Here is a 24,973-nt window from a genome sequence, read left to right on the forward strand (position 1 = left end):
ACGGGGCACGAAAAAAGGGACTGCCCCGGAACCGTACGAAACGGTCCGGGGCAGCCCCTGTCAGCGCGCCCTGGGAGGGCTACGCCTCCTTGCTCAGGTTCGGGCCCGCGCCGCCACCGGCGGCCGACTCGATCGGCGGCACGTCGGGCAGTGCCGCCTTCTCCTCGCCGCGGAAGGTGAAGGTCTTGGTCTCGCCCTCGCCCTCCGTGCCGACGACCACGATGTGGCCGGGGCGCAGCTCGCCGAAGAGGATCTTCTCGGAGAGGGTGTCCTCGACCTCGCGCTGGATCGTGCGCCGCAGCGGACGCGCGCCGAGCACCGGGTCGTAACCCTTCTTCGCGAGCAGTTCCTTCGCGGACTGGGAGAGCTCCAGGCCCATGTCCCGGTCCTTCAGGCGCTCGTCCACCTTGGTGATCATCAGGTCGACGATCTGGAGGATGTCGCCCTGGCTGAGCTGCGGGAAGACGACGACGTCGTCCACGCGGTTCAGGAACTCCGGACGGAAGTGCTGCTTCAGCTCGTCGCTGACCTTGTTCTTCATGCGCTCGTAGTTGGACTTCGTGTCGCCCTGGGCGGCGAAGCCCAGGTTGAAGCCCTTGGAGATGTCACGGGTTCCAAGGTTGGTCGTCATGATGATGACCGTGTTCTTGAAGTCCACGACGCGGCCCTGGGAGTCGGTCAGGCGACCGTCCTCCAGGATCTGCAGGAGCGAGTTGAAGATGTCCGGGTGGGCCTTTTCGACCTCGTCGAAAAGGACGACGGAGAACGGCTTGCGGCGGACCTTCTCGGTCAGCTGACCGCCCTCTTCGTAACCCACGTAACCGGGGGGCGAACCGAAGAGCCGCGAGACCGTGTGCTTCTCGCTGAACTCCGACATGTCGAGGGAGATCAGCGCGTCCTCGTCACCGAAGAGGAACTCGGCGAGCGCCTTGGACAGCTCGGTCTTACCGACACCGGACGGGCCGGCGAAGATGAACGAACCGCCGGGCCGCTTCGGGTCCTTCAGACCCGCACGCGTACGCCGGATCGCCTTCGAGAGCGCCTTGACGGCGTCCGTCTGGCCGATGACGCGCTTGTGGAGCTCGTCCTCCATGCGCAGCAGACGGGAGGACTCCTCCTCCGTCAGCTTGAAGACCGGAATGCCGGTGGCGGTCGCGAGGACCTCGGCGATCAGCTCGCCGTCGACCTCGGCGACGACGTCCATGTCGCCGGCCTTCCACTCCTTCTCGCGCTTGGCCTTCGCCGCCAGCAGCTGCTTCTCCTTGTCACGGAGAGACGCCGCCTTCTCGAAGTCCTGGGAGTCGATGGCCGACTCCTTGTCGCGACGGACGCCCGCGATCTTCTCGTCGAACTCGCGGAGGTCCGGCGGCGCGGTCATCCGGCGGATGCGCATCCGGGAACCGGCCTCGTCGATCAGGTCGATCGCCTTGTCCGGCAGGAAGCGGTCCGAGATGTACCGGTCGGCCAGGGTGGCGGCCTGGACGAGCGCCTCGTCGGTGATCGACACGCGGTGGTGCGCCTCGTACCGGTCGCGCAGACCCTTGAGGATCTCGATGGTGTGCGGCAGCGACGGCTCCGCGACCTGGATGGGCTGGAAGCGGCGCTCCAGCGCGGCGTCCTTCTCCAGGTGCTTGCGGTACTCGTCGAGCGTGGTGGCACCGATGGTCTGGAGCTCACCGCGGGCCAGCATCGGCTTCAGGATCGAAGCGGCGTCGATGGCGCCCTCGGCGGCACCCGCACCGACCAGCGTGTGCAGCTCGTCGATGAACAGGATGATGTCGCCGCGGGTGCGGATCTCCTTGAGGACCTTCTTCAGGCGCTCCTCGAAGTCACCGCGGTAGCGGGAACCGGCGACCAGCGCGCCGAGGTCGAGGGTGTAGAGGTGCTTGTCCTTGAGGGTCTCGGGCACCTCGCCCTTGACGATGGCCTGCGCGAGGCCCTCGACGACGGCGGTCTTGCCGACGCCGGGCTCACCGATCAGGACCGGGTTGTTCTTCGTGCGGCGGGACAGCACCTGCATGACCCGCTCGATCTCCTTCTCGCGCCCGATGACCGGGTCGAGCTTGGACTCACGGGCGGCCTGCGTCAGGTTCCGGCCGAACTGGTCGAGCACCAGGGACGTGGAGGGCGTGCCCTCGGCAGGACCGCCGGCGGTGGCGGTCTCCTTGCCCTGGTAACCGGAGAGCAGCTGGATGACCTGCTGCCGCACCCGGTTGAGATCGGCGCCCAGCTTGACCAGGACCTGGGCGGCGACGCCCTCGCCCTCGCGGATCAGGCCGAGCAGGATGTGCTCCGTGCCGATGTAGTTGTGGCCCAGCTGAAGGGCCTCGCGGAGCGAAAGCTCCAGGACCTTCTTGGCACGGGGGGTGAAGGGGATGTGCCCGGACGGGGCCTGCTGGCCCTGGCCGATGATCTCCTCCACCTGCTGGCGGACCGCCTCGAGCGAAATCCCGAGGCTCTCCAGGGCCTTAGCGGCGACACCCTCGCCCTCGTGGATCAAGCCCAGGAGGATGTGCTCGGTGCCGATGTAGTTGTGGTTGAGCATCCGGGCTTCTTCCTGAGCCAGGACGACAACCCGCCGCGCGCGGTCGGTGAACCTCTCGAACATCGTTAATCGCTCCTCAGAGCGGTCAGGCAGTAAGGGGTCGGTCCCCTCCCTGTCCTTCCGCAGCTTAGTCCCGCAAGCGGGGACCGCTCATTCCAACTGCCGACACCCGGCCCCCATCTCGGGGGATCTCCTGACCGCGAACGCCGACAATTGCTCCAACCCGATGGTGCGAGACGATGTTCCCGCAGGCCAGGCAGTTACCCCCACCATCAGTACGCCGATGGCGAACGTGAGACGCCCCGAACCGCGTGTCGCCCCTCCCCACTAGGGATGTCTTACCCGTAAAGCCCGGCAGTCCATGCGGCGCACCCCCATTCCCTCCGCTACGGGCGAACACCCTTGCGCCGCCGAGTGCGCTCTTGCGCCCCGCCTCCCGCCACCGAACGCATCCGGGCGGCCACCCTGCGTAACCCGGAAGGCCTTCGGACTGTTGCTGGGACATGGCCCCCACAGTTCCTCAGCCCCGGACGCCGGTCGAGCGACGCGACCCGGTGCGGCAGTGGTACGAGAACGGACTCGGCTGGGCGACCGTGCCCGGCCCCGGCCCGGTCCGGCTGGTGACGGGGCTGCGCTTCGACGTCCTCGAACTGCCCGCGGAGGCGGGCTTCGCCGCGCTGCGCCACCTCGGGCCGAAGGCACCCGTGGCGCTGTGCGGGGAAACGATGCGGCTGCTGGTGGGCGCGGGGAGCGCCGACGAGCTGCCGGGACTGCTCGACTGGCTGGAGTGGGGGGACATCCCCCTCGGCCTCACCGCCGTCGGGGCGGGCGGACGGATCGACGCGCCCACGCCTCCGGGGTGGTCCGGCTCACGGGGGGCCGCCGTGTGGCTGCGACCCCCGGAACCCGGGTGCGAGGTGGAGCCGACGCTGCCGGCGCTCGTGTCCCTGCCCTCGGTGGGGCGAGGCGGGACCGCGCACCACAGCGACCCCGCCGTGGGCTCCGATCTCGTACGGCTCGTGGACACGGCGGCGACGCAGTGCCACCGGGTCCGGCTGCGTCGTCGCAGCCGTCAGCCGTTGGCCTTCTCGTAGGCCTCACGGATCGAGGCGGGAACACGGCCGCGGTCGTTGACCTCGAAACCGTTCTCCTTCGCCCAGGCGCGGATCGCGGCGGTGTCCTGACCACCGCTCGCCGCCGACGCGCGGGCCTTGCCGCGGCCGCCCGAACTCCGGCCGCCGGTACGCCGACCGGCCTTGACGAAGTCCTCCAGGGCGCCACGGAGCTTGTCCGCGTTGGCCGTGGTGAGGTCGATCTCGTAGGACTTGCCGTCCAACGCAAACGTCACGGTCTCGTCCGCCTCGCCACCGTCGAGGTCATCGACAAGAAGGACCTGAACCTTCTGTGCCACCGGATTTCCTTTCATCGATAACTTTGAGGCCGGCCCGCACGGCGTCGCCGCCGATTCACCGGCCCCTGTTATATGCAGTACTGCAGTACGTCGGAAAGCAAACCGCTTTTGCCGGGAAAACACAAACCCTTGGCAGAGACCAGGGGGCCGGGGAAGCCCGGAAACATGCGCGTTTCGGACATAGGCCACCGGGGCAGCCGGTCGGATCGGAATACCACAGAGGCGATCACAGATGCAGAAGCATCCGACTGTTGCCCAAGGTGTTCGGTTTCACTCGTTCGAGGCCGAGGAACTCCGCGACGCCCTCGTCATAGGAACGCAGCAGCTCGCTGTAGACATCTCCGTCGACCGGAGTCTCGCCGATCTCCACGAAGCCGTGCTTGGCGAAGAAGTGGACTTCGAAGGTGAGGCAGAAAACCTTGCGCACGCCGAGCCACCGGGCGGTCTGCAGCAACTTCCCGAGCAGCTGATGCCCCACCCCGGCCCCCTTCATCGCCGGATTCACCGCGAGGGTGCGGACTTCCGCGAGGTCTTCCCACATCACGTGCAGGGCGCCGCAGCCGACCAACTCGGCGTTGTCGTCGCGTTCCGCCACCCAGAACTCCTGGATGTCCTCGTAAAGCGTCACCGTCGCTTTGTCCAGGAGGATGCGCTCGCGGACGTAGGAGTCCAGGAGCCGACGCACGGCCGGCACATCGGAGGTGCGCGCCCGGCGGACGGAAACCGCTTTTGCGCTGAGTTCGCTGAGTTCGGGGACCTCTGCTGCCATGACGCGGACGCTACCGCTCCGCGGCGCGCTCCGCGGCGCCGGGGTTCTCCGGGCCCTGGACGATACGCATGGCGTCGGTCAGGGCTTCCCGCTGTTCCGACGACATCATGCCGAAGAAGGCGACGAGAGCGGCCGCGGGGTTGTCGCTGCGCGACCAGGCTTCGTTCATCAGTGCGGCCGCGTAGGCGGCGCGGGTGGAGACCGCCTCATATCGATAGGCGCGGCCTTCCGCTTCGCGACGCACCCAGCCCTTCTGATGGAGATTGTCCAAAACGGTCATCACGGTCGTGTACGCGATGGACCGTTCCTGCTGAAGGTCTTCCAGGACTTCTCGAACGGTCACGGGGCGGTTCCACTTCCACACCCGTGTCATGACGGCGTCTTCGAGTTCTCCCAATGGACGAGGCACAGCTGAACAATAGTGGGAGACGTCCCCGATTACGGGACATTACGGGATGTTGCCCAGCAAAAAGGGCGTACGACTCGGGGGATCCGTGAGTCGTACGCCCTGCGGGGTGCCCGGGCCGGCCGGAACGGGCCTCAGGCGTTGCTCGTGTCGGGGCGCTGGCGGAGCGCTTCGGCGCGGGAGATCGCGGCGTCCGCGGCCGCGTCCTCCTTGGCCTTGTTGGCACCGCCCTGGGTCTTCACGATCGTCACGATGAGACCGCCGAAGAACACGGCCATCACTACGGGGGGCACGAGCGCGGAAACGTAGTCCATGCCCCCAGAGTAGCTAGCCCGCGGCGAGCTGGTGCGGGGGGCCCGCCGGCGCGGGGGGCGCGGGAGGCGGGGGCGGGCCGGGGGCCGTGGGGGCGGGCGAGGGCGCCGGGCGGCGCTTGGGCGGGAAGACCTCGGCCGGGGTGGGGACCGGGCGGGGGCGCTCCTGGTCCGCGGAGGTGCGGCCGCCCGGCAGGGCCAGCAGGTGGGTGCGGGACGCGGGGACCGTGGCGGTGGCCGTGGCCGTGGCGGCGGGCAGGGGGGAGCGGGTCGGGGCCGGGACGGAGCGGCCCGCGAGGCGGGCGCGCAGGGCCCGCTCGGCCAGGACCCGGCAGCGGTCGAGCAGGGTGGCCGCGAGGGCGTTGCCGCGCAGGGCGCGCAGGGCGGCGAGGTCGTCGGGGCCCGGCTGGTAGCCGGCGCCGAGCACGTCTTCGAGGAGGGCGAGATAGCCGGACGCGGTGCCGGGCAGGGAGGCCCGGTAACGGGCGAGATCGGCCATCAGGAAGGCGCGGAGCCTGGCGCCCTCCCACACGGCCTCGTCCACCGACTCCGCGAGGCGGAGACAGTCCTGGACGTCCTCGTCATGGGCGGGGCTGCGGTGCGGGCTGGGGTGGAGGGCAAGGGCCAGAGCGCGGCGGAGCACACGCAGCTCCTCCGCGCTGAAGGCCATGCCGCCACGGGATCCGTATGGCGTGGGCATGAATTGACAATACGTGCTAAACGGACAAAATCGGGTTAACGCCAATGAAGTCGTTCCGCGCGTCTTCTGGCAGGGGCGCCTTGGGGGTGGGTGGACCGCCGCTTCGCGGCGAATTTTGCCCACCCAACCCGCCCGTCTCGCCGGGTTGGTGCTGCGAGGAACAGGCGGCCATTCGTCCGTCTCGCCGCGTTCGGTCCCCTGAGGGTGGTCAGGTGCGGGTGATGTTTCGTTCGTAGACCAGGCGGAGCCCTATCAGGGTCAGCCATGGTTCGTGTTCGTCGATGACCGCCGCCTCGCCCAGGACCATCGGCGCGAGGCCGCCCGTCGCGATGACCGTCACGTCGTCGGGGTCGCCGCCCGCGCCCGCCAGCTCGCGGGCCATGCGGTTCACGACGCCGTCGACCTGGCCCGCGAAGCCGTACAGGATGCCGGCCTGCATGGCCTCCACGGTGTTCTTGCCGATGACGCTGCGCGGCCGGGCCAGCTCGATCTTGCGGAGCTGTGCGCCGCGTACGCCGAGCGCCTCCACGGAGATCTCGATGCCGGGGGCGATGACGCCACCGGCGTACTCCCCGCGCGCGGAGACCGCGTCGAAGGTGGTGGCCGTGCCGAAGTCGACGACGATGGCCGGCCCTCCGTAGAGCTCCACCGCCGCGACCGCGTTGATGATGCGGTCGGCGCCGACCTCCTTGGGGTTGTCCATCAGGATCGGGACGCCGGTCTTGATGCCGGGCTCGACCAGGACGGCGGGGACGTCTCCGTAGTAGCGGCGGGTGACTTCGCGCAGCTCGTGCAGGACCGAGGGGACCGTCGAGCAGATCGCGATGCCGTCGATGCCGTCGCCCAGCTCCTCGCCGAGCAGCGGGTGCATGCCCATCAGGCCGTTGAGCAGGACGGCCAGCTCGTCGGCCGTGCGGCGCGCGTCGGTGGAGATGCGCCAGTGCTCGACGATGTCCTCGCCGTCGAAGAGGCCGAGGACGGTGTGGGTGTTGCCTACGTCGATCGTCAGCAGCATCAGTCGCGCACCGCTTCCCGCAGGTCGAGGCCGACGTCCAGGATCGGGGAGGAGTGGGTCAGCGCGCCCACCGCGAGGTAGTCGACGCCCGTCTGCGCGTACGCGCGGGCGTTGTCCAGGGTGAGGCGGCCCGAGGACTCCAGGAACGCGCGACCGTCCACGATCGCCACGGCCTCCGCGGTCTCGCCCGGCGTGAAGTTGTCCAGGAGGATCAGGTCGGCGCCCGCCTCCACGACCTCGCGCAGCTGGTGGAGGGTGTCGACCTCGACCTCGATCGGCACGTCCGGGAAGCGCTCGCGCACGGCCGCGAAGGCCTGCGCGACGCCGCCCGCGGCGACCACGTGGTTGTCCTTGACCAGGGCCGCGTCGGAGAGCGACATGCGGTGGTTGACGCCGCCGCCCATGCGCACCGCGTACTTCTCCAGGGCGCGGTAGCCGGGCGTCGTCTTGCGGGTGTCGCGGACCTTCGCCTTGGTGCCGTCCAGGGCGTCGGTCCACGCGCGCGTGGCCGTCGCGATGCCGGAGAGGCGGCACAGGATGTTCAGCGCGCTGCGCTCGGCGGTGAGCAGGTCGCGGGTGCGGGTGGTGATGCTCAGCAGCGTGTCGCCCGCCTCGACGCGGTCGCCGTCCTCGACGTGCCGCTCGACCTCGAACTCCTCCTCGCACACCACGGACATGACGGCCTCGGCGATGCGCAGGCCCGCCACGGTGCCCGCCTCGCGGGCGGTGAAGTCGGCGGTGGCGACGGCGTCCTCGGGAATGGTGGCGACCGTGGTGACGTCCACGCCGCCCGCCAGGTCCTCCTCGATGGCCATGTGCGCGATGTCCTCGACCTGGAGGGGGTCGAGGCCCGCCTCGGCCAGGAGGCGGGCGAGAGCGGGGTCGAGACCGCACTCCAGGGGGTCGAAGGTGTTGTCCCCGCCGCAGCCGCAGGCGTCGCCGCAGCCACCGCCTGCGGCTGAGGGGGCGGCGAGGTGGAGGTCGTCGGGGGTGCTCACGGTCACTGCTCCTGGGGACTGGGGCGGGTGGGAGGGAAGTCGGCGGTGCGGGTGGTGTGGGTGGCCAGGGTCCTGTCCGGGTTCAGGCGTACGACGATGTGGCGCCGCCAAGAGGCGTCGTCGCGGTCGGCGTGGTCCTCGCGCCAGTGGCAGCCCCGGGTCTCCTCGCGGCGCTGGGCGGCGGCCACCAGGACCCGGGCCACGCACAGGAGGTTGGTGGTCTCCCAGGTGTCGACGCCGGGCTCGGCGGTCTTGCCGTCCACGGCGAGGGCGCCCGCCGCCTCGGCGTGGATCCGGGCCAGGCGGGCCGCGGCCTCGCTGAGGGATTCGGCGGAGCGGAGCACGCCGGCGCCCTCGGTCATGACGCGCTGGATGGTGAAGCGGGCCTCGGGCGGCAGCAGGGGGTGGGACGGCGTCTCCGGCTGGGCGACGGGCTGCGGCACGCGCGCGCGCAGGGTGTTCCGCGCGTGCTTCGCCGTGATGTCGGCGACGATGCGCTCGGCGTAGACGAGGCCTTCGAGCAGGGAGTTGGAGGCGAGGCGGTTGGCGCCGTGCACGCCGGTGCAGGCGACCTCCCCGCAGGCGTACAGGCCGGCGACGGTGGTGCGGCCGTGGAGGTCGGTGCGGACGCCTCCGGAGGCGTAGTGCGCGGCCGGGGCGACCGGGATCGGCTCGGTGACCGGGTCGATGCCGTGGGCGCGGCAGGCGGCGAGGATCGTCGGGAAGCGGTGGGCCCACATGTCGGCGCCGAAGTGCCGCCCGTCGAGGTACATGTGCTCGGCGCCCTGTTCCTGCATGCGGCGCGTGATGCCCTTGGCGACGATGTCGCGGGGGGCCAGCTCGGCCAGTTCGTGCTGGCCGACCATGAAGCGCACGCCGTCGGCGTCCACGAGGTGCGCGCCCTCGCCCCGCACGGCTTCGGAGACCAGCGGCTGCTGGCCCTCGGCGTCCGCGCCGAGGAAGAGCACGGTGGGGTGGAACTGCACGAATTCGAGGTCGGAGACCTCGGCGCCCGCGCGCAGGGCGAGCGCGACGCCGTCGCCCGTGGAGACCGACGGGTTGGTGGTCGCCGAGAAGACCTGGCCCATGCCGCCGGTGGCGAGGACCACGGCGGGGGCGTGGACGGCGCCCACGCCGTCGTGCTGGCCCTCCCCCATGACGTGCAGGGAGACGCCGGCGGTGCGGCCGTCGGCGTCGGTGAGCAGGTCCAGGACCAGGGCGTTCTCGACGGTCGGGATGCCGCGTGCGCGGACCGCCTCGACCAGGGCGCGGGAGATCTCCGCGCCGGTCGCGTCGCCCCCGGCGTGCGCGATGCGGCGGCGGTGGTGGCCGCCCTCGCGGGTCAGCTCGATGGCGCCCGCGGGGCCGGTGTCGAAGCGGGCGCCGGTCTCGATCAGGCGGCGCACGGCGTCGGGGCCCTCGGTGACGAGGGTGCGCACCGCCTCCTCGTCGCACAGGCCGGCGCCCGCCACGAGGGTGTCCTCCTGGTGCTGTTCGGGGGTGTCGCCCTCGCCGAGGGCCGCGGCGATGCCGCCCTGGGCCCAGCGGGTGGAGCCGTCGTCCAGGCGGGCCTTGGTGACCACGACCGTCCGCAGGCCGGCGGCGGCGGCGCGCAGCGCCGCGGTCAGGCCCGCGACCCCGGAGCCGACGACGACGACGTCCGCGTCCAGGGACCAGCCGGGGGCGGGGGCGTGCAGCCGTATTCCGGTGGCAGTCATACGGCGGCTCCGAAGGTCAGCGGGATGTTGTCGATCAGCCTCGTGGAGCCGACCTTGGCGGCCACCGCGAGGATGGCGTCCCCGGTGTGGCCGGGGCGGACCTCGGTGAAGTCGGCCGGGTCCACCAGCGCCACGTAGTCCAGCTCCAGCGGGGGGCGCAGGCGGGCGGCCTCGTCGAGGAGCTGGCGGGCCGCGGCGACGACGGCGGCGGGCCCGCCGGACGCGGAGGGTGCCGCGGACTGGGCGACGGCGTGGGCGTCGGCCGCGGCGCGGGTCTCGCCGAGCGCGCTGAGGGCGGCGGCGCGCGCGTGGGTGGCGGGCTCGCCGGCGGCACGCGCGCGCAGCGCCTCCTGCGCGGCATGCCGGTCGCGGCCGGCGAAGAGAGCCTGGGAGAGGGCGAGGGCGGTGTGCCGCTCGTCCGGGGAGAGGTAGCGGTTGCGGCTGGAGAGGGCCAGGCCGTCGTCCTCGCGGACGGTGGGGACGCCGACGATCTCCACGGGGAAGTTCAGGTCGCGGACCATGCGGCGGATGAGGGCGAGCTGCTGGGCGTCCTTCTGACCGAACAGCGCCACGTCGGGCCGGGTGAGGTGCAGCAGCTTGGCGACGACGGTGAGCATGCCGTCGAAGTGGCCGGGGCGGGTGGCTCCTTCGAGGACCGTGCCCATGGGGCCGGCGCTCACCCGCACCTGGGGTTCGCCGCCGGGGTAGACCTCGTCCACGCCGGGGGCGAACACGGTGTCCGCGCCGGCCTGTTCGGCGATCTTGAGGTCGGCGTCGAGGGTGCGGGGGTAGCGGTCCAGGTCCTCGCCCGCCCCGAACTGCAGGGGGTTCACGAACACCGTGACGACGACCTCGCCGTCGGGGCCCGCGATGCGGCGCGCGGCGCGGATCAGCGAGGCGTGCCCCTCGTGCAGGGCGCCCATGGTCATGACGACGGCCCGGCGGCCTTCACGCGCGCGCGTGCGCAGCGGTTCGGCGGTGTGCAGGAGGGTGGTGGTCATCGGCTGCTGCCTCCTTCGGTTCCGCCGGGTCCGCCGGCGCCGCCCGCGCCGGGGACCCCGCCGGACAGGACGCCGAGGAGGTCTTCGGCCAGCTCCGGCTTGAGCAGGCCGTGGGCGAGGGCGCGGTCGGCGGTGGCGCGGGCCATCGCGAGATATCCGGGGACGGTCTGCGGGGCGTGCGCGCGCAGCTCGGCGACGTGGGCGGCGACGGTGCCCGCGTCGCCGCGCGCGACGGGGCCGGTGAGGGCCGCGTCGCCCGAGCGCAGGGCGTTGTCCAGGGCCGCGCCGAGCAGGGGGCCGAGCATCCGGTCGGGGGCGGCCACGCCCGCGGCGCGGAGCAGGTCCATGGACTCGGCGACCAGGGTGACCAGGTGGTTCGCGCCGAGGGCGAGCGCCGCGTGGTAGAGCGGGCGCATCTCCTCGGCGATCCACTCGGGCTCGCTACCCATCTCGATGACCAGCGCTTCCGCGGCGAGGCGCAGCTCCTCGGGCGCGGTCACGCCGAAGGCGCACCCGGCCAGGCGCTGGACGTCGACGGGGGTGCCGGTGAACGTCATGGCGGGGTGCAGCGCGAGCGGCAGGGCGCCGGCCCGCAGGGCCGGTTCGAGGACCTTGGTGCCGTACCGCCCGGAGGTGTGCACGAGGAGCTGGCCCGGGCGCACCGCGCCGGTCTCCGCGAGGCCTTCGACCAGGCCCGGCAGGGCGTCGTCGGGCACGGTCAGGAGCACCAGGTCGGCGCGGTCCAGCACGTCGGCCGGGGGGACGAGGGGGACGTCGGGCAGCAGGGCGGCGGCCCGGCGCACCGAGGTGTCGGACACCCCGGACACGGCCACCGGACGGTGCCCGGCGAGCTGGAGCGACGCGGCGAGCGCGGGGCCGACGCGGCCCGCTCCCACGACTCCCACCGTGAGCCTCGCGGGGCGCTCCCGCGGGTCCGGCTGATGCGATGCGTTCACGCGATGACGCCTTCCGTTCCAGTCCGCTCGGGGTACCGGACGATTTCTCGTCATGCTAACGCGATCGGCCTCCGCCGCGTCCTGCGCTGTCCACAGGCTGTGGTTATTCATATGACTGGCGGGGGCGGGCGGGCCATGCTCGGGGGATGACTGCCGATGACACGGACCAGACGCGCCCCGAGGAGCCGGCCACGTCGCCGGGCGAGGAGGCGGACCCCCGGGCCAGACGGGTGGCGGCCGCCCGGGGCGCCACCCGGATCCTGCACCGCTCCCCCCTGCACCTCCCGCTCGTCGAACGCCTAGCGGCGCTCGCGGCGGCGGCCCCCGAGGTCGTCGGCGCGGACGAGCCCGTCGACGTCTATGGAGACGGCGTCGTCGCCGCCTTGGAGGAGGAGGTCGCGCGGCTGCTCGGCAAGGAGGCGGCCGTCTTCTTCCCGACCGGCACGATGGCCCAGCAGGTGGCCCTGCGCTGCTGGGCGGGGCGCACGGGCAACGCGACCGTGGCGCTGCACCCCCAGGCACACCCCGAGCTGCACGAAGGCGGCGCCTTCGGCGCGGTCAGCGGTCTGCGTCCGGTGCACCCGACGCGTGAGCCGCGCCTGCCCACGGCCGGTGAGGTGCGGGACTTCCCGGAGCCCTTCGGGGCGCTGATGCTCGAACTGCCGCTCAGGGAGGCCGGCTTCGTCCTGCCGACGTGGGAGCAGCTCGAAGCCGTCGTGGAGGCGGCGCGGGAACGGGACGCGGTCGTGCACGTCGACGGCGCCCGGCTGTGGGAGTGCACGCGGCACTTCGGCCGCCCGCTCACGGAGATCGCGGGGCTCGCGGACAGTGTGTACGTGTCGTTCTACAAGTCTCTGGAGGGGCTGAGCGGGGCGGCGCTCGCCGGGCCGCGGACGCTCGTCGAGGAGGCGAGGGTGTGGCGCCACCGGTACGGCGGGCAGTTGTTCCAGCAGTTCCCGGCCGCCGTGTCCGCCCTGCTCGGCCTGGAGCGCGTCCTGCCGCGGCTGCCCGATTACGTCGCCCACGCGCGCGTGGTGGCCGAGGCGCTGCACGAGGGATTCGCGGCCGCCGGGGTGCCCTGGTCGCGCGTGCACCCGCGCCCGCCGCACACCCATGAGTTCCAGGTCTGGCTGCCGTACGCGGCCGACGTGCTGGACGAGGCGTCGGTGGGGCAGGCCGAGGAGACGGGCACCTGCCTGTTCGGCCGGTGGTTCGCGGACGGGCCGCCCGGCCTCTCGGTCACGGAGGTCACCGTGACCGAGGAGGGCCTGAAGTGGACGGCGGCCGACGTCAAGGAAGCGGTCGCGGAGTTCGTGCGCCGGCTCCCGCGCTGAGGCGGCCGCCGTGCAGGAGGCGGGCCAGGGCGGCGCGGACCCTGCCGTGGGCGGGGCGTTCCTCGACGACGGCACGGAAGCGGCCGTAGTCGCGCACCTCGCGGACGGCCTGCCAGTCCCGCAGGCCGGGGGCGGGCGGCGTCCGCTCGCCGTGCTGGGCGGCGCGGTAGGTGTCGAGCAGGTACTGCTGGGTGACGCTCATGACGTATCGCCTCTCGGGATAAAGGGTACTTTCCGGGCGCCAAGGGGTCACGGGGTCCCAGCGGCGCGGGATGCGGAGGTGGCGGGGGATGTGGTGGTCGTCCGGAGGCTTCGGCGGCTCCGGCGATGACCTCAGCCTGCTCCCGCGGGACCGCCCCCGTCGCGTCGATTGACGGTGCTCGTCAATCGGCGGCGGCGCTGTCGGTGGCGCGGTGCACCATGGGGCCATGAGCGTGAGCATCGACATCAGCGGGCTGTCCCACCAGCGGATCCACGTCGTGCCCTCGCCCCTGGCGGAGCTGGGCATGGCGCTGCACGCGCTGTCCGAGCCGGGCCATCACCCGGGCCTCCAGGGCTGGGCGACGGCCGTCTCGGCCCGCCTGGACCCCTGCCTGGCGGACCGCTTGTGCGAGGCCGACTTCCTGTGGCGCTCGACGTTCTCGGACGTGTTCGCGCCCTTCGCGGGCCTGCCCGGGCAGAGCGCGCTGCCCGGGGCCACGCTCGCCGAGGAGCTCGACCAGCTGGACAAGCTGACGGACGAGCAGTTCGTGGACGCCGCCCTGGAGTTCACCTGCCAGACGACGTACTCCGAGCCGGAGCGCGACATCCTGGCCGATCCCGCCGTGCAGCGGCGCGCGCTGGACCTGGCCGCCGCCCGCGGCCCGCAGCAGGTGCGGTTCACCCGGCGGCTGCTGGAGGAGCCGCCCGCCGTGCGCGCGTGGCTGCGCCAGCTGCTGCAGGACTGCGACGAGGCGTTCTTCGCCGACACCTGGGCCCGGCTGAGCCACCAGCTGGCCGCGGACGCCCGCCACAAGACCGAGCTGCTGCGCCGCAAAGGACTTGCGGAGGCCCTCAAGGCGATCTCCGGGGCGGTGTCCCTGGACGAGAGCGGCCGGCGCATCGTCGTCGACAAGATCTCCACGGGGCACACGACCACGGGCGCCGGCGGACTGGTGCTCGTCCCGACCAGCCTCGGCTGGCCGCATCTGATGGTGCTGCACCGCAAGGGCTGGCAGGCCGCCATCACGTACCCCGTCAGCGCTCCGGGCCTCACCGCCCCGCCCACCGTGGAGCAGCTGACCCGCCGCATGTCCGCGCTCGCCCACCCGGTGCGGATGCGCCTGTGCCGCCATCTCGCGCGCGGGGCGTACACCACGAGCGAGCTGGCCGACGCGCACGGCATGACGGCGCCCGAGATATCCCGGCACCTGAGCGTCCTGAAGAAGGCCGAGCTGATCACCACGCGCCGCCGCGGACGCTATGTGCAGCATCAGCTGGACATCGGCGTGGTGTCCCGTCTGGGCAGCGACTTCATCGAGGGAGTACTGCGCTAGGACGCGCTTCGTGAGCCCCGCCGCGGGACCCTCGGGTCACGCTTTCAGGAACCGCCCCCGGCCCGTACGAGCCCCGTCTCGTAGGCGAGGACGACGACCTGCACGCGGTCCCGCAGGTCGAGCTTGGTCAGGATGCGGCCGACGTGCGTCTTGACCGTGGCCTCCGAGAGCACGAGCCGCGCCGCGATCTCGCCGTTCGACAGGCCCTGCGCGACGAGCACCATCACCTCGCGCTCGCGGCTGGTCAGGCGCTCCAGCCGCTTGTGCTGCGGCTGTCCGCCCGCGTTCGGCAGCATCGGCGCGAAGCGGTCCAGCAGGCGCCGTGTGGTGGACGGCGCGACCACCGCGTCACCGCTGTGCACGGCGCGGATCGCGGCGAGCAGGTCCCCCGGGGGCACGTCCTTGAGCATGAAGCCGGAGGCGCCCGCCTTCAGCCCCGAGAAGGCGTACTCGTCCAGGTCGAAGGTGGTCAGGATCAGCACCTTCGGCGGGTTCGGGTCCTGGCAGACGCGCCGGGTCGTCTCGACGCCGTCCAGCTTGGGCATGCGGACGTCCATGAGCACCACGTCGACCTTGGTGGCGCGGAGCACCTCGAGGGCCTCGACCCCGTCACCCGCCTCGGCGACCACCTCCATGTCCGGCTGCGCGGCGAGCACCATCCGGAACCCGGTGCGCAAGAGCGCCTGGTCGTCGACGAGCATGACGCGGATCGACATCTTGGGGTGTCCCTTCGAGGGTCAATGCGGGGGGAAAGCACCGGTGACAGGTGTCATCGCCGGACATGATCGAGTTCAGTGTGCCGGTTTGAGGGGCAGCAGCGCGCTGATCCGGAAGCCGCCGCCCGGGCGCGGACCGGCGTCCAGGGTGCCGCCGACCATGCCGACGCGCTCCCGCATGCCGATCAGCCCGTGCCCGCGGCCGTCGGCGCCGCCGTCCTCGTACAGCTCGTGGGGGGCGCCCTTGCCGTCGTCCTCGACGAGCAGCCCGAGGCCGTCGTCGAAGTAGACGAGGCGCACGCTCGCACCGGCGTGCTCGCCGCCGTGCTTGCGGGTGTTCGTGAGCGCTTCCTGCACGATGCGGTACGCGGTCAGCTCCACGCCGCTGGGCAGCGGGCGCGGGGTCCCCTCGACCTTGTAGTCGACGGGCAGGCCCGCCGTGCGCACCTGCTCGATCAGCTCGTCGAGCTGCTCCACGTCGGGCTGCGGGACGTACTCGGAGCCCTCCTCGGGCTCTCCCGTGCGCAGCACGCCGAGCAGGCGGCGCATCTCGGCCAGCGCCTGGCGGCCGGTCCCCGAGATGGTCTCCAGGGCCTTCTTGGCCTGATCGGGCGCGGCGTCCATGACGTAGGCGGCGCCGTCCGCCTGGACGACCATCACCGAGACGTTGTGCGCGACGACGTCGTGCAGCTCCCGCGCGATGCGGGCCCGCTCGGCCGCCACCGCGACCTTCGACTGGGCCTCGCGCTCCTTCTCCAGGCGGGCGGCGCGCTCCTCCAGTTCGGCGAAGTACGCGCGGCGGGTGCGGATGGAGTCGCCGAGGACCCAGGCGAGCGCGAAGGGGACGATCTGGAAGATCGTGTAGAAGACGTTGCCGAGGACGGAGGTGCCCGTCACGGGCCAGCGCAGCGACGCCAGGGGGGCCGCGCACAGGCCGCCCACCAGGGCGAACCGCGAGGCCCACTGCGGCCCGTCGGCGGCCGCGGTGTAGATGACCACCAGCATGGCGAAGTTCGCCGGCATGATCTCCAGGTCGATGACGAGCTGGCAGGCGCCGAGGACCGCGGCGAGCACGAGCATCGGCCCGGTCATCCTCCGGCGCAGCGCGATCACCAGGGAGTACCCGAGGACGAGCGGGATCGCCGGAATGACCGGCAGGTCGTCGTCCACACCGGACATGGACACCAGACCGATACCGGAGACGCCGAGGAGGACGACGGCCCAGAAGGCGTCGACCCATGTCGGGTGTCTGCGGAGAAAGTCATAGAGGCGCTGCACGTAACCCAGCGTAGGCAGGCCCGCGGTGCCCCGGGGTCAACCGGAGGGGCGATCCGCGGGGAGCACGTGTACTCCCCAAGGTGGAGGCCCCCTTAGCCTGCGGTCTGTGACGAACGACGAGCACGGTGACGCGGCGGGCGGTCCGCGCGGCTGGCGCGAGGCCGCCGAAACGGCCCTGTACGGCCCCGAGGGCTTCTACCGCCGCCCCGAAGGGCCCGCCGGCCACTTCCGCACGTCCGTGCACGCCACGCCGCTCTACGCGGCGGCGGTGGCCCGCCTCCTGTGCCGGGTGGACCGGCGGCTCGGCCACCCGGAGGAGGTCGCCTTCGTCGACATGGGCGCGGGGCGCGGCGAGCTGACGGCGGGCGTTCTCGCCGCGCTCCCCGCCGACGTGGCGGCACGCGTGCGCGCGTACGCGGTGGAGCGCGCGGAGCGCCCCCGGGGGCTCGATCCGCGCATCGCCTGGCGGGATGCGCCCCCGGCCGGCGTGAGCGGCCTGCTCTTCGCCAACGAGTGGCTGGACAACGTCCCCGTGGACGTCGCCGAGGTGGCCGCCGACGGAACAGTGCGCCGTGTCCTCGTGCGCGAGGACGGTTCCGAGGCGCTGGGCGGGCCCGTGGCCGGGCCGGACGCGGCGTGGCTGGCGCGCTGGTGGCCGCTGGCGGACGAGCCCGGCCTGCGCGCGGAGATCGGCCGCCCGCGCGACGAGGCGTGGGCGGCCGCCGTGGCGTCCTTGGCACGCGGCCTCGCCGTCGCCGTCGACTACGCGCACGCCAAGGGGAACCGGCCGCCCTTCGGGACGCTCACGGGCTTCAGGGCGGGCCGCGAGACGCCTCCCGTGCCGGACGGCAGCTGTGACCTCACGGCCCATGTGGCGCTGGACGCCTGCGCCGGGGAAGGCGCCGAGCTGCTCACCCAGCGGGCGGCGCTCGCCGCGCTCGGGGTGAGCGGCGGCCGCCCCCCGCTCGCCCTGGCCTCCACCGACCCGGCGGCGTACGTGCGCGCCCTGTCGCGCGCGGGGCAGGCCGCCGAGCTGACGGCGCCCGGCGGCCTCGGGGACTTCGGGTGGCTGCTCCAGCCGGTCGGCCTGCCCGGCGGCGCGGCGCTACTTGTCGATGTCGCCGACCACGAAGAAGAGTGACCCGAGGATCGCCACCATGTCCGCCACGAGCTGCCCCGGCAGCAGTTCGGCCAGCGCCTGGATGTTGTTGTACGACGCCGAGCGCAGCTTCAGGCGGTAGGGGGTCTTCTCGCCCTTGGAGACCAGGTAGTAGCCGTTGATGCCGAGGGGGTTCTCCGTCCACGCGTACGTGTGGCCTTCGGGGGCCTTCAGGACCTTCGGCAGGCGCTGGTTGATCGGGCCCCGCGGGAGTTCGACGAGCCGGTCCAGGCAGGCGTCGGCGAGGTCCAGGGCGTTGTGGGTCTGCTCCAGGAGGCACTCGAAGCGGGCCAGGCAGTCGCCCTCCTGGCGCGTGACGACCTTCAGGGTGTCCTGGAGTTCGCCGTAGGCCAGGTAGGGCTCGTCGCGGCGCAGGTCGAAGTCGACGCCGGAGGCGCGGGCGATGGGGCCGCTCACTCCGTAGGCGTGCACCGCCTCGGCGCTCAGGACGCCGACGCCGCGCGTGCGGCCCCGGAAGATCTCGTTGCCGAGGACGAGCCGGTCGTAGACGTCCATGCGCGAGCGCACCGAGGCGACGGCCGCACGCGCGCGGGAGGGCCAGCCGGCGGGCAGGTCCTCCTTGAGGCCGCCCACGCGGTTGAACATGTAGTGCATGCGGCCGCCGGAGATCTCCTCCATCACGTTCTGCAGCTCCTCGCGCTCGCGGAACGCGTGGAAGACCGGGGTGATGCCGCCCAGCTCCAGGGGGTAGGACCCGAGGAACATCAGGTGGTTCAGCACGCGGTTCAGCTCCGCGAGCAGGGTTCGCGTCCACACCGCGCGCTCGGGGACCTCCATGCCCAGCATCCGCTCGACGGCCATCACCACGCCCAGCTCGTTCGAGAACGCCGACAGCCAGTCGTGGCGGTTGGCCAGCATCACGATCTGCCGGTAGTCCCGGGCCTCGAAGAGCTTCTCCGCGCCGCGGTGCATGTAGCCGATCACCGGCTCCGCGTGCTGGATGCGCTCGCCGTCCAGGACGAGGCGCAGCCGGAGCACGCCGTGCGTGGACGGGTGCTGGGGGCCGATGTTGAGCACCATGTCGGTGCTCTCGGCCGCGCCGCCGATGCCGAGCGTGGTCTGCGTGGTGGTCTCCGCCGTGGGACTCATGCGCACAGTCTCTCGTACGCGCTCTCGTACGCGCTCCCCGCGCGGACGCGGCCATCGGGCCTACGCGGCTGTCGGAGGGCGTACGTACGCTGGGGGGCATGGAAACGGGGACGGCAGGGACCGCTGGACCGGCGGGGGCACGGGTCGAGCCGGGGTGGACGGGGCTGCCGCGGGGCCTGCTGAGGATGCGGCGGCTGCTGCTGGTGGCCTGGCTGGTGCCGCTCGCGGCGGCGACCGGCGTGCTGCTCGGCCTCTTCGCGGGCCCGGTGTGGGCGGCCTGCGCGCTGCTGCCGCTCTCCGTCGTGGCGGGCGGCTGGCCGCTGCTCGGGCGCAACTGGCGCTCGTGGCGCTACGCCGAGCGCGCCGACGACCTGCTCATCAGCCGGGGCGTGCTGTGGCGCGAGGAGACCGTGGTGCCCTACGGGCGGATGCAGCTCGTCGAGGTGACGTCCGGGCCCGTGGAGCGGCACTTCGGCCTGGCGAGCGTGCAGCTGCACACCGCGGCCGCCGCCACCGACGCCCGCATCCCCGGACTGCTCCCTGAAGAGGCCGAGCGGCTGCGCGACCGTCTGACGGAGCTGGGCGAGGCCCGATCGGCGGGGCTGTGAGCGGCGAGGGGGCGGCCGAGGGCGGCGGGGCGCCGCACGACGTACGGGACGCCCCGGACGCCGGCGGGCCGGTGGAGACCGCGGCCGTGACCGAGCGGCGGCTGCATCCCGTGACGCCGCTGCGGCGCGCCTGGGCGCCCTTCGCGGTCCTGGTGGGCTGGTCCGTCCACGACCCGAACGGCACCCAGCAGCGCCTGACCGAACTGACCGCCACCACGCTGCTGCTGGGCTGCCTGGCCGTGGTCCTCGGAGGCGCCGCGTACGGCTTCCTGAGCTGGTGGTTCACCCACTTCGCGGTCACCGAGACCGAACTGCGCATCCGGACCGGGCTGTTCTTCCGGCGCACCGCCCACATCCGGCTCGACCGGCTCCAGGCGGTCGACGTGACGCGGCCGCTGCTGGCCCGGATCGCGGGGGTCGCCAAGCTGAAGATGGACGTCGTCGGGGCGGACACCAAGGACGAGCTGGCCTATCTCGGCGAGCGCGACGCCGCCGAACTGCGGGCCGAACTGCTCGCGCGCGCCGCCGGTTTCACCCCGGCGCGTGCCCGCGAGGTCGGCGAGGCGCCGGTGCGGGGCCTTCTGCACGTACAGCCGCGCATGCTGGCCCTCTCCCTGATGCTGACCGGCGCCCCCTGGGCGATGCTCGTCGCCGCGGCCGTCGTACCGGCCTTCCTGTGGTTCGCCACCCACAACCTGTGGACAGTACTCGCCACCGGGCTGCCGATCCTGGGCGGCGCGTTCGCCGGCAGTGTCGGCCGCTTCGTCAAGGAGTACGACTGGACGGTGGGCGAGTCCCCCGACGGCCTGCGCATCGACCGCGGGCTGCTCGACAAGGCGCACGAGACGGTGCCGCCGGGCCGCGTGCAGACCGTGCACATCGTGCAGCCGCTGCTGTGGCGGCGGCGCGGCTGGGTGCGGGTGGAGCTGGACGTGGCGGGTTCGGCGGGCGGCGTGCTGGTGCCGGTGGCGCCGCGGGAGCACGCCGAGGCGGTCATCGGGCGGATCCTGCCGGGCACGCGCGTGCCGGACCCCGCGGAGCTGTCCCGGCCTCCCGCGCGGGCGGCGTGGTGCGTGCCGCTGTGGTGGAAGGGCTACGGCCTCGCGGTGACGGACACGGTGTTCGCGGCGCGGCACGGTCTGTTCAAGCGCCGTCTGTCGCTGGTGCCGCACGCCAAGGTACAGAGCGTACGGCTGTCCCAGGGGCCCTGGGAGCGGTTCAGGGGCGTGGCCGACGTACGCGTCGACACCGGGGCCGACAAGACGGTGACGGCCCGTCTGCGGCCCTTCGCCGAGGCGGCCGAGCTCCTCCACTCCCAGGCGGACCGCTCCCGCACGGGCCGCAAGGAGGCCCGCCCGGACCGCTGGATGACCCCCTAAGGGGCGCCTGCCTCGTGTGAAGGCCGGGCCCCGCAAGACCGACGAGGCCGGTACCCCCGACGCTGCTCGACGGATCCCTGCCCCGCCGCGAGGCGCCCCCGCACGATCAGCGAAGCGCCTACGCGCGGAGCGCCGTCCGCAGGCCCGCGACGTCGATCTGTTCCGTCTCGTCGTGCGCGGTCAGGTCGATGACCTGGCCGACGCCCCGCGCCGCGTCATCCTCGGGCGCGTCCTTGAACTCCGCCTCGGTCTGCGCCTTGTGGACCGCGAGGGCCTCCTCGCCCACCACATCGGCGAGGTCCTCGTTCTGCACCGACTCCAGCGCGGCCGGGGCCGCGCCCTTCGTGCCGAAAAAGTCGAACTCTCCCTGGGGCGCCGTGCGCCGCGCCGGTACGGGCGGCGCGACGGCGACCGCGCGCTCGTGCCCGCCGAATCCATCGGCCGCCCCGGACTTCCCCCGCGACTCGTCCTCCGCTTCCCGCCGCACCTCGGGCACCGGCGCCGCCTTGGGCGCCAGCCGGTCGAGGGCCGCGTTGGCCCGCAGGAAGAGCGACGCCGTCGGACGCGCGTCCGCCCCGGCGGCGGACGGCCCTGCGGCACGACCACTGTCATCCCGCGAGGCCGACCTGCCGGCGGCACTCGTGGCGCGCCCCGCCGGCACCGGCGCTCCCGCCCGTACGGCGGGCACCAGTTCGGACGCTCCCGTACCGCCGCCCGCTGCGGAACCCTCGTCGGACGCCGACAGTTCGGGCGTGGCCGAGGTCGCCTCGATGGCGAGCAGCCGCCGCCCCTCCAGGGCGCTGGCCCGCTCGGTCTCGGCGGTCGCGTACCGCCGCAGCAGCGCGGCGTGTTCGTTGCGCAGCGCGGCCAGCTCGGCCCGCTTGGCGCGCAGCTTGGTCTCCAGCCTGCCCCGCAGCTCGCGGGACTCCTCGAGGTCGGACTCGGCCTCGGCCAGCCGCTCCTCGTAGCGCCACTCGTCGCTCGCTCGCGCGCGCGTGAGTTCGGCGACGCGCCGTCCTGCCGCCTGGTCCCAGCGACGCATGACGACCGAACCGACGACGGCGGCGGCCGCCGCGGCCGCGACGAGCCCGCGGAGCACGACCGGTTCCGCGAACATCCAGGCGCCGCCGGCGCACAGAACGGAGACGCCTGCGACCGTCGAGGGGGGAAGCAGCCTGTGCAGGGGTGGGGAATGGCGGTGACGTCCACGTGGCATGGCCAGAAACTTACCGCGCGTAGGCGAAGTATGGTGCCCCGCCCGCCAAAAAGCAGGTCTCTCATCGGTGACTCGCCGCAACTCCCCGCCCCTTCCCCGCTTTACCGCCGTCTGATCGACTTCCTGATCCAGATCCTGATCGGGTCGCTGACCGGGTTCCTGTCCGGGTGCCTGATCAGGATCTCGACCGGGTTCCTCGTCAGCCTTCGATCAGACCCTTGGACTTCAGGTACTCCTGGGCGACATCCGCTTCCTTCTGCCGCTCCTCGTCGACCTTCCGGTTGAGTTCGACGAGGTCTTCCGTCGTGAGCGTCTTCGTCAGCTTCGCGAGCGCGGCGGCTATCTCCTTGCCGCCCGCCTCCTCGGCGTTGACCACGGGAAGGATGTTGTCCGCGTTCTGCAGCTTCTTGTCGTCCTCGAGGATCACGAGGTCGTAGTTCTTCAGCGTCGCGTCGGTCGTCGTGGTCAGCACCAGCTGGTCCGTGCCGTTCTTGACGGCCTGCTTGGACTGCGTCGTGCCGACGCCCTTGGGGTCGATTCCGGCGACATCGATCCCGTACTTCTTCTTCAGGCCGGGCGCGCAGAACGGCCGCGACTCGCATTCGTCGCCCGCCGCGATCTTGACCTTCTCGCCCGACCTGCCGAGATCCGAGAGCGTCTTGAGCTTGTGCTTGTCGGCGTATTCCTTGGAGACCGCGAACGCGTTCTGGTCGACCGCCTCGCCCGCCGGCAGGACCTTCAGCCCCTGCGGCTTCGCGAGCTTCTCCAGGGCGCTCACCGTGGCGTCGAGATCACTGGAGGCGACGGCCTCGGCCTTCGGGCCGTTCTTCTCCAGGTTGAGGAATTCCGCGAGGGTCGCCGCGTATTCGGGCGCGACGTCGATCGAGCCCTTCTTCAGTTCGGGCTTGTAGATCTCGCGGTTCTGCACGGTCTTGACCTGCGTGTCATATCCGGCGTCCGCGAGAACGCCCGCGTACAGCTCGGCGAGCACCTTCTGCTCGGTGAACCGCGCCGAACCCACCACCAGCGAGCCCTTCTTGCCCCCGCCCACCTTGTCCGCGCCCTTGCCGTCGTCCTCCAGGCGGTCCCCGCCACACGCGGCGAGCCCCGCGGTCAGCGCCACGACGACCGCGGCCGCCCCTGCCATCCGTCGCGCGCGACGCGTTGTGCTGTTCATCGGTGAACCACCATTTCGAAAAGGAGAGAAGTCGGTACTCGGGCAGTCGGAACTCGGGTAGTCGGAACTCAGGCGGACGGCACTCAGCGGGTCGCCCCGCCCGACCGCCGCATGGGGTCGAAGACGCGTCCCACCAGTGCGAGGACGCCCTCCACCAGGAGCGCGAGCAGCGCCACCAGGAAGGCACCCGCGACCACTTGCGGGGTGTCCTGGAGGTTGAACCCGGCGGTGATGATCCGGCCGAGGCCGCCCTCGCCCGCCATCGCGGCGAGCGTGGCCGTCGCGACGACCTGCACCCCCGCGGACCGCACCCCCGTCATGATCAGCGGATACGCGAGCGGCAGCTCTACCCCCACGAACAGCTGCCGGCCGCTCATGCCCATCCCGCGCGCGGCCTCCACCACCGCCCGGTCCACCTCGCGCATGCCGAGGTAGGCGTTGGTCAGCAGCGGCGGCACCGCGAAGAGGACCAGCGCGATCAGCGTCGGGGCGTCGCCGTGCTCACCGAGCGGGGTGAGCGTGAGCAGGATCAGCAGGGCCAGCGTCGGGACCGCGCGGCCGACGTTGGAGATGTTGACCGCGAGGGCACCGCCCTTGCCGATGTGCCCGAGCCACAGCGCGAGGGGCAGCGCGATCAGGCAGGCGACGGCGAGGCAGACCCCGCTGAAATAGAGGTGCTCGGCGAGGCGGTGCCACACGCCCTTCTCGCCCTGCCAGTTGGCGCCCGTGGTCAGCCAGTCGTACGCACCGGTGATCGCGTTCATGCGGGTTCAGCCACCTTGGCCGCGCCCGCGTCGCGCGCGGGGCGGTTCGTCCGTATGCGAGGGACCCGCGTCCATGGCGTCAGCCAACGCTGGAGTCCGAGCAGCAGCAGATCGGCGACGACGGCGAGGAGCACGCACAGCACGGAGGCCGTGAGCACCTGGGCCTTGAAGGTCGTGTCCAGGCCGTCGAGGATGAGGGTGCCGAGCCCGCCGTAGTCCACGATGGCGCCGACCGTGGTCAGCGCGACCGTGGAGACCGTGGTGATGCGGACGCCGGCCAGCAGCGCGGGCAGCGCGAGCGGCAGTTCCACCTCCCACAGCAGGCGCAGCGGGCCGTACCCCATCCCCCTGGCGGCGTCACGCGCCTCGTCGGGGACGGCCTCCAGGCCGGCCAGGATGTTGCGCACGAGGACCGTGAGGGAGTACAGCACCAGGCCCGTGACGACCAGCGAGGCGGAGAGGCCGAAGAACGGCAGGAGCAGCGAGAACATCGCGAGCGAGGGGACCGAGTACAGCACGGTCGTCACGCCGAGGATCGGGCCCGTCAGGAAGCGCCAGCGCCGGGCGAGCAGCGCCAGCGGCAGCGACACGGCGAGGCCGATCGCCACCGAGGCGAGCGTGATGCCCACGTGCTGCAGGGTCGCGTCGGTCAGCTCCTGGCTGCGGGTGCGCAGGTACTCCCCGCAGATCCAGTCGTTCGTCACGAGACAGTTCCGCTCGGCCACGCGCCCACACCTCCCCCGAATCCGCGAACGTATGCCGCACACACGTCCCCCCGTGTCTGGCGACCCTAACGCGCGGCACCGACAATCGCCGAGAGTCGTCGTACGGCCGCAACACCGCCGTCACGCGCAGCCCGCCGCTGCC

25 protein-coding genes are annotated in these 24,973 nt (G+C 72.4%); 6 read left to right on the top strand and 19 right to left on the bottom strand.

Going from position 1 to position 24,973, the window contains the following annotated elements:
* Positions 1-79: 79 nt before the first annotated feature.
* Positions 80-2,608, bottom strand: coding sequence for an ATP-dependent Clp protease ATP-binding subunit (locus tag ACZ516_RS18350; RefSeq protein WP_358586096.1), 2,529 nt, complete (start codon positions 2,606-2,608; stop codon positions 80-82).
* Between the two features lie 440 nt (positions 2,609-3,048).
* Between ACZ516_RS18350 and ACZ516_RS18355 the strand changes: the two genes are divergently transcribed.
* The gene (locus ACZ516_RS18355; protein ID WP_358586095.1) at positions 3,049-3,639 is read left to right on the top strand and encodes an SCO3374 family protein; all 591 of its coding nucleotides are present in this window, start codon (positions 3,049-3,051) and stop codon (positions 3,637-3,639) included.
* Here the strand turns inward: ACZ516_RS18355 and ACZ516_RS18360 are convergent.
* The 10 genes from ACZ516_RS18360 to ACZ516_RS18405 all read right to left on the bottom strand — a co-directional run bounded on the left by ACZ516_RS18360 (position 3,618) and on the right by ACZ516_RS18405 (position 11,830).
* Positions 3,618-3,956 carry a histone-like nucleoid-structuring protein Lsr2 gene (locus tag ACZ516_RS18360; RefSeq protein ID WP_358586093.1) on the bottom strand — a complete coding sequence of 113 codons (339 nt, stop codon included), beginning with the start codon at positions 3,954-3,956 and terminating at the stop codon, positions 3,618-3,620. The two genes, ACZ516_RS18355 and ACZ516_RS18360, sit on opposite strands and share 22 nt — an antisense overlap.
* A gap of 226 nt (positions 3,957-4,182) precedes the next feature.
* Entirely contained in the window at positions 4,183-4,725 is a 543-nt protein-coding gene (locus tag ACZ516_RS18365; RefSeq protein ID WP_358586092.1) for an amino-acid N-acetyltransferase, read from the bottom strand.
* 10 nt (positions 4,726-4,735) lie between these two features.
* Complete coding sequence (locus ACZ516_RS18370) at positions 4,736-5,134, bottom strand: BlaI/MecI/CopY family transcriptional regulator (protein WP_358586090.1); 399 nt, start codon at positions 5,132-5,134, stop codon at positions 4,736-4,738.
* A gap of 131 nt (positions 5,135-5,265) precedes the next feature.
* The gene (locus ACZ516_RS18375; protein ID WP_358586088.1) at positions 5,266-5,445 is read right to left on the bottom strand and encodes a hypothetical protein; all 180 of its coding nucleotides are present in this window, start codon (positions 5,443-5,445) and stop codon (positions 5,266-5,268) included.
* Positions 5,446-5,458: 13 nt separating this feature from the next.
* Positions 5,459-6,112 carry a hypothetical protein gene (locus tag ACZ516_RS18380; protein WP_469011355.1) on the bottom strand — a complete coding sequence of 218 codons (654 nt, stop codon included), beginning with the start codon at positions 6,110-6,112 and terminating at the stop codon, positions 5,459-5,461.
* A gap of 238 nt (positions 6,113-6,350) precedes the next feature.
* The gene (locus tag ACZ516_RS18385; protein WP_358590524.1) at positions 6,351-7,157 is read right to left on the bottom strand and encodes a type III pantothenate kinase; all 807 of its coding nucleotides are present in this window, start codon (positions 7,155-7,157) and stop codon (positions 6,351-6,353) included.
* Positions 7,157-8,155, bottom strand: a complete 999-nt coding sequence (nadC, locus tag ACZ516_RS18390) for a carboxylating nicotinate-nucleotide diphosphorylase (RefSeq protein WP_469011066.1) — start codon at positions 8,153-8,155, stop codon at positions 7,157-7,159. The genes ACZ516_RS18385 and nadC overlap by 1 nt, the downstream gene beginning before the upstream one ends.
* 2 nt (positions 8,156-8,157) lie before the next feature.
* The gene (locus tag ACZ516_RS18395; protein WP_469011068.1) at positions 8,158-9,873 is read right to left on the bottom strand and encodes an L-aspartate oxidase; all 1,716 of its coding nucleotides are present in this window, start codon (positions 9,871-9,873) and stop codon (positions 8,158-8,160) included.
* Positions 9,870-10,874: a pantoate--beta-alanine ligase gene (gene panC / locus ACZ516_RS18400; RefSeq protein ID WP_361080151.1), complete on the bottom strand. Its 1,005-nt coding sequence runs from the start codon at positions 10,872-10,874 to the stop codon at positions 9,870-9,872. The genes ACZ516_RS18395 and panC overlap by 4 nt, the downstream gene beginning before the upstream one ends.
* Complete coding sequence (locus ACZ516_RS18405; RefSeq protein ID WP_469011070.1) at positions 10,871-11,830, bottom strand: Rossmann-like and DUF2520 domain-containing protein; 960 nt, start codon at positions 11,828-11,830, stop codon at positions 10,871-10,873. Before ACZ516_RS18405 ends, panC begins: the two co-directional genes overlap by 4 nt.
* A 146-nt stretch (positions 11,831-11,976) precedes the next feature.
* On the opposite strand from ACZ516_RS18405, the gene ACZ516_RS18410 reads away from it, so the two are divergent.
* Positions 11,977-13,164, top strand: a complete 1,188-nt coding sequence (locus ACZ516_RS18410; RefSeq protein WP_358909332.1) for a threonine aldolase family protein — start codon at positions 11,977-11,979, stop codon at positions 13,162-13,164.
* Here the strand turns inward: ACZ516_RS18410 and ACZ516_RS18415 are convergent.
* Positions 13,121-13,366, bottom strand: coding sequence for a hypothetical protein (locus ACZ516_RS18415; protein WP_469011071.1), 246 nt, complete (start codon positions 13,364-13,366; stop codon positions 13,121-13,123). The two genes, ACZ516_RS18410 and ACZ516_RS18415, sit on opposite strands and share 44 nt — an antisense overlap.
* Before the next feature lie 226 nt (positions 13,367-13,592).
* Between ACZ516_RS18415 and ACZ516_RS18420 the strand changes: the two genes are divergently transcribed.
* Positions 13,593-14,699, top strand: coding sequence for a DUF5937 family protein (locus ACZ516_RS18420; protein ID WP_469011073.1), 1,107 nt, complete (start codon positions 13,593-13,595; stop codon positions 14,697-14,699).
* A 44-nt stretch (positions 14,700-14,743) separates the two neighbouring features.
* On the opposite strand, the gene ACZ516_RS18425 is transcribed toward ACZ516_RS18420, so the two are convergent.
* Positions 14,744-15,415: a response regulator transcription factor gene (locus tag ACZ516_RS18425; RefSeq protein ID WP_358582891.1), complete on the bottom strand. Its 672-nt coding sequence runs from the start codon at positions 15,413-15,415 to the stop codon at positions 14,744-14,746.
* A gap of 75 nt (positions 15,416-15,490) precedes the next feature.
* Complete coding sequence (locus tag ACZ516_RS18430) at positions 15,491-16,693, bottom strand: sensor histidine kinase (protein WP_358582894.1); 1,203 nt, start codon at positions 16,691-16,693, stop codon at positions 15,491-15,493.
* A 106-nt stretch (positions 16,694-16,799) separates the two neighbouring features.
* On the opposite strand from ACZ516_RS18430, the gene ACZ516_RS18435 reads away from it, so the two are divergent.
* On the top strand, positions 16,800-17,834 hold the full coding sequence (locus ACZ516_RS18435) for an SAM-dependent methyltransferase (RefSeq protein WP_469011075.1): 1,035 nt from the start codon (positions 16,800-16,802) through the stop codon (positions 17,832-17,834).
* Here ACZ516_RS18435 and ACZ516_RS18440 read toward each other — a convergent pair.
* The gene (locus ACZ516_RS18440) at positions 17,799-18,962 is read right to left on the bottom strand and encodes an NADH-quinone oxidoreductase subunit D (protein WP_358909336.1); all 1,164 of its coding nucleotides are present in this window, start codon (positions 18,960-18,962) and stop codon (positions 17,799-17,801) included. The genes ACZ516_RS18435 and ACZ516_RS18440 overlap by 36 nt on opposite strands.
* A gap of 98 nt (positions 18,963-19,060) precedes the next feature.
* On the opposite strand from ACZ516_RS18440, the gene ACZ516_RS18445 reads away from it, so the two are divergent.
* Together ACZ516_RS18445 and ACZ516_RS18450 are read left to right on the top strand one after the other, a co-directional pair.
* Positions 19,061-19,570, top strand: coding sequence for a PH domain-containing protein (locus tag ACZ516_RS18445; RefSeq protein ID WP_469011076.1), 510 nt, complete (start codon positions 19,061-19,063; stop codon positions 19,568-19,570).
* Positions 19,567-20,949: a PH domain-containing protein gene (locus ACZ516_RS18450; protein ID WP_467466449.1), complete on the top strand. Its 1,383-nt coding sequence runs from the start codon at positions 19,567-19,569 to the stop codon at positions 20,947-20,949. Before ACZ516_RS18445 ends, ACZ516_RS18450 begins: the two co-directional genes overlap by 4 nt.
* A gap of 118 nt (positions 20,950-21,067) precedes the next feature.
* On the opposite strand, the gene ACZ516_RS18455 is transcribed toward ACZ516_RS18450, so the two are convergent.
* From ACZ516_RS18455 to ACZ516_RS18470, 4 genes are all read right to left on the bottom strand, one after another.
* Positions 21,068-22,165: a hypothetical protein gene (locus ACZ516_RS18455; protein WP_469011078.1), complete on the bottom strand. Its 1,098-nt coding sequence runs from the start codon at positions 22,163-22,165 to the stop codon at positions 21,068-21,070.
* A gap of 199 nt (positions 22,166-22,364) precedes the next feature.
* Complete coding sequence (locus ACZ516_RS18460) at positions 22,365-23,342, bottom strand: ABC transporter substrate-binding protein (protein WP_469011079.1); 978 nt, start codon at positions 23,340-23,342, stop codon at positions 22,365-22,367.
* 83 nt (positions 23,343-23,425) lie between these two features.
* Entirely contained in the window at positions 23,426-24,106 is a 681-nt protein-coding gene (locus ACZ516_RS18465) for an ABC transporter permease (protein ID WP_469011080.1), read from the bottom strand.
* Entirely contained in the window at positions 24,103-24,831 is a 729-nt protein-coding gene (locus ACZ516_RS18470; RefSeq protein WP_358582912.1) for an ABC transporter permease, read from the bottom strand. The genes ACZ516_RS18465 and ACZ516_RS18470 overlap by 4 nt, the downstream gene beginning before the upstream one ends.
* Between the last annotated feature and the right edge of the window lie 142 nt (positions 24,832-24,973).

Source organism: Streptomyces sp. NPDC034037 (genome assembly GCF_055575715.1).

What these genes read in the sequence shown, in the direction of transcription:
- ACZ516_RS18350 (WP_358586096.1), bottom strand. Translation starts at nt 2,608, where the DNA reads ATGTTCGAGAGGTTCACCGACCGCGCGCGGCGGGTTGTCGTCCTGGCT.
- ACZ516_RS18355 (WP_358586095.1), top strand. Translation starts at nt 3,049, where the DNA reads ATGGCCCCCACAGTTCCTCAGCCCCGGACGCCGGTCGAGCGACGCGAC.
- ACZ516_RS18365 (WP_358586092.1), bottom strand. Translation starts at nt 4,725, where the DNA reads ATGGCAGCAGAGGTCCCCGAACTCAGCGAACTCAGCGCAAAAGCGGTT.
- ACZ516_RS18375 (WP_358586088.1), bottom strand. Translation starts at nt 5,445, where the DNA reads ATGGACTACGTTTCCGCGCTCGTGCCCCCCGTAGTGATGGCCGTGTTC.
- ACZ516_RS18380 (WP_469011355.1), bottom strand. Translation starts at nt 6,112, where the DNA reads ATGGCCTTCAGCGCGGAGGAGCTGCGTGTGCTCCGCCGCGCTCTGGCC.
- ACZ516_RS18385 (WP_358590524.1), bottom strand. Translation starts at nt 7,157, where the DNA reads ATGCTGCTGACGATCGACGTAGGCAACACCCACACCGTCCTCGGCCTC.
- ACZ516_RS18395 (WP_469011068.1), bottom strand. Translation starts at nt 9,873, where the DNA reads ATGACTGCCACCGGAATACGGCTGCACGCCCCCGCCCCCGGCTGGTCC.
- panC (WP_361080151.1), bottom strand. Translation starts at nt 10,874, where the DNA reads ATGACCACCACCCTCCTGCACACCGCCGAACCGCTGCGCACGCGCGCG.
- ACZ516_RS18410 (WP_358909332.1), top strand. Translation starts at nt 11,977, where the DNA reads ATGACTGCCGATGACACGGACCAGACGCGCCCCGAGGAGCCGGCCACG.
- ACZ516_RS18415 (WP_469011071.1), bottom strand. Translation starts at nt 13,366, where the DNA reads ATGAGCGTCACCCAGCAGTACCTGCTCGACACCTACCGCGCCGCCCAG.
- ACZ516_RS18420 (WP_469011073.1), top strand. Translation starts at nt 13,593, where the DNA reads ATGAGCGTGAGCATCGACATCAGCGGGCTGTCCCACCAGCGGATCCAC.
- ACZ516_RS18425 (WP_358582891.1), bottom strand. Translation starts at nt 15,415, where the DNA reads ATGTCGATCCGCGTCATGCTCGTCGACGACCAGGCGCTCTTGCGCACC.
- ACZ516_RS18440 (WP_358909336.1), bottom strand. Translation starts at nt 18,962, where the DNA reads ATGAGTCCCACGGCGGAGACCACCACGCAGACCACGCTCGGCATCGGC.
- ACZ516_RS18445 (WP_469011076.1), top strand. Translation starts at nt 19,061, where the DNA reads ATGGAAACGGGGACGGCAGGGACCGCTGGACCGGCGGGGGCACGGGTC.
- ACZ516_RS18455 (WP_469011078.1), bottom strand. Translation starts at nt 22,165, where the DNA reads ATGCCACGTGGACGTCACCGCCATTCCCCACCCCTGCACAGGCTGCTT.
- ACZ516_RS18460 (WP_469011079.1), bottom strand. Translation starts at nt 23,342, where the DNA reads ATGAACAGCACAACGCGTCGCGCGCGACGGATGGCAGGGGCGGCCGCG.
- ACZ516_RS18465 (WP_469011080.1), bottom strand. Translation starts at nt 24,106, where the DNA reads ATGAACGCGATCACCGGTGCGTACGACTGGCTGACCACGGGCGCCAAC.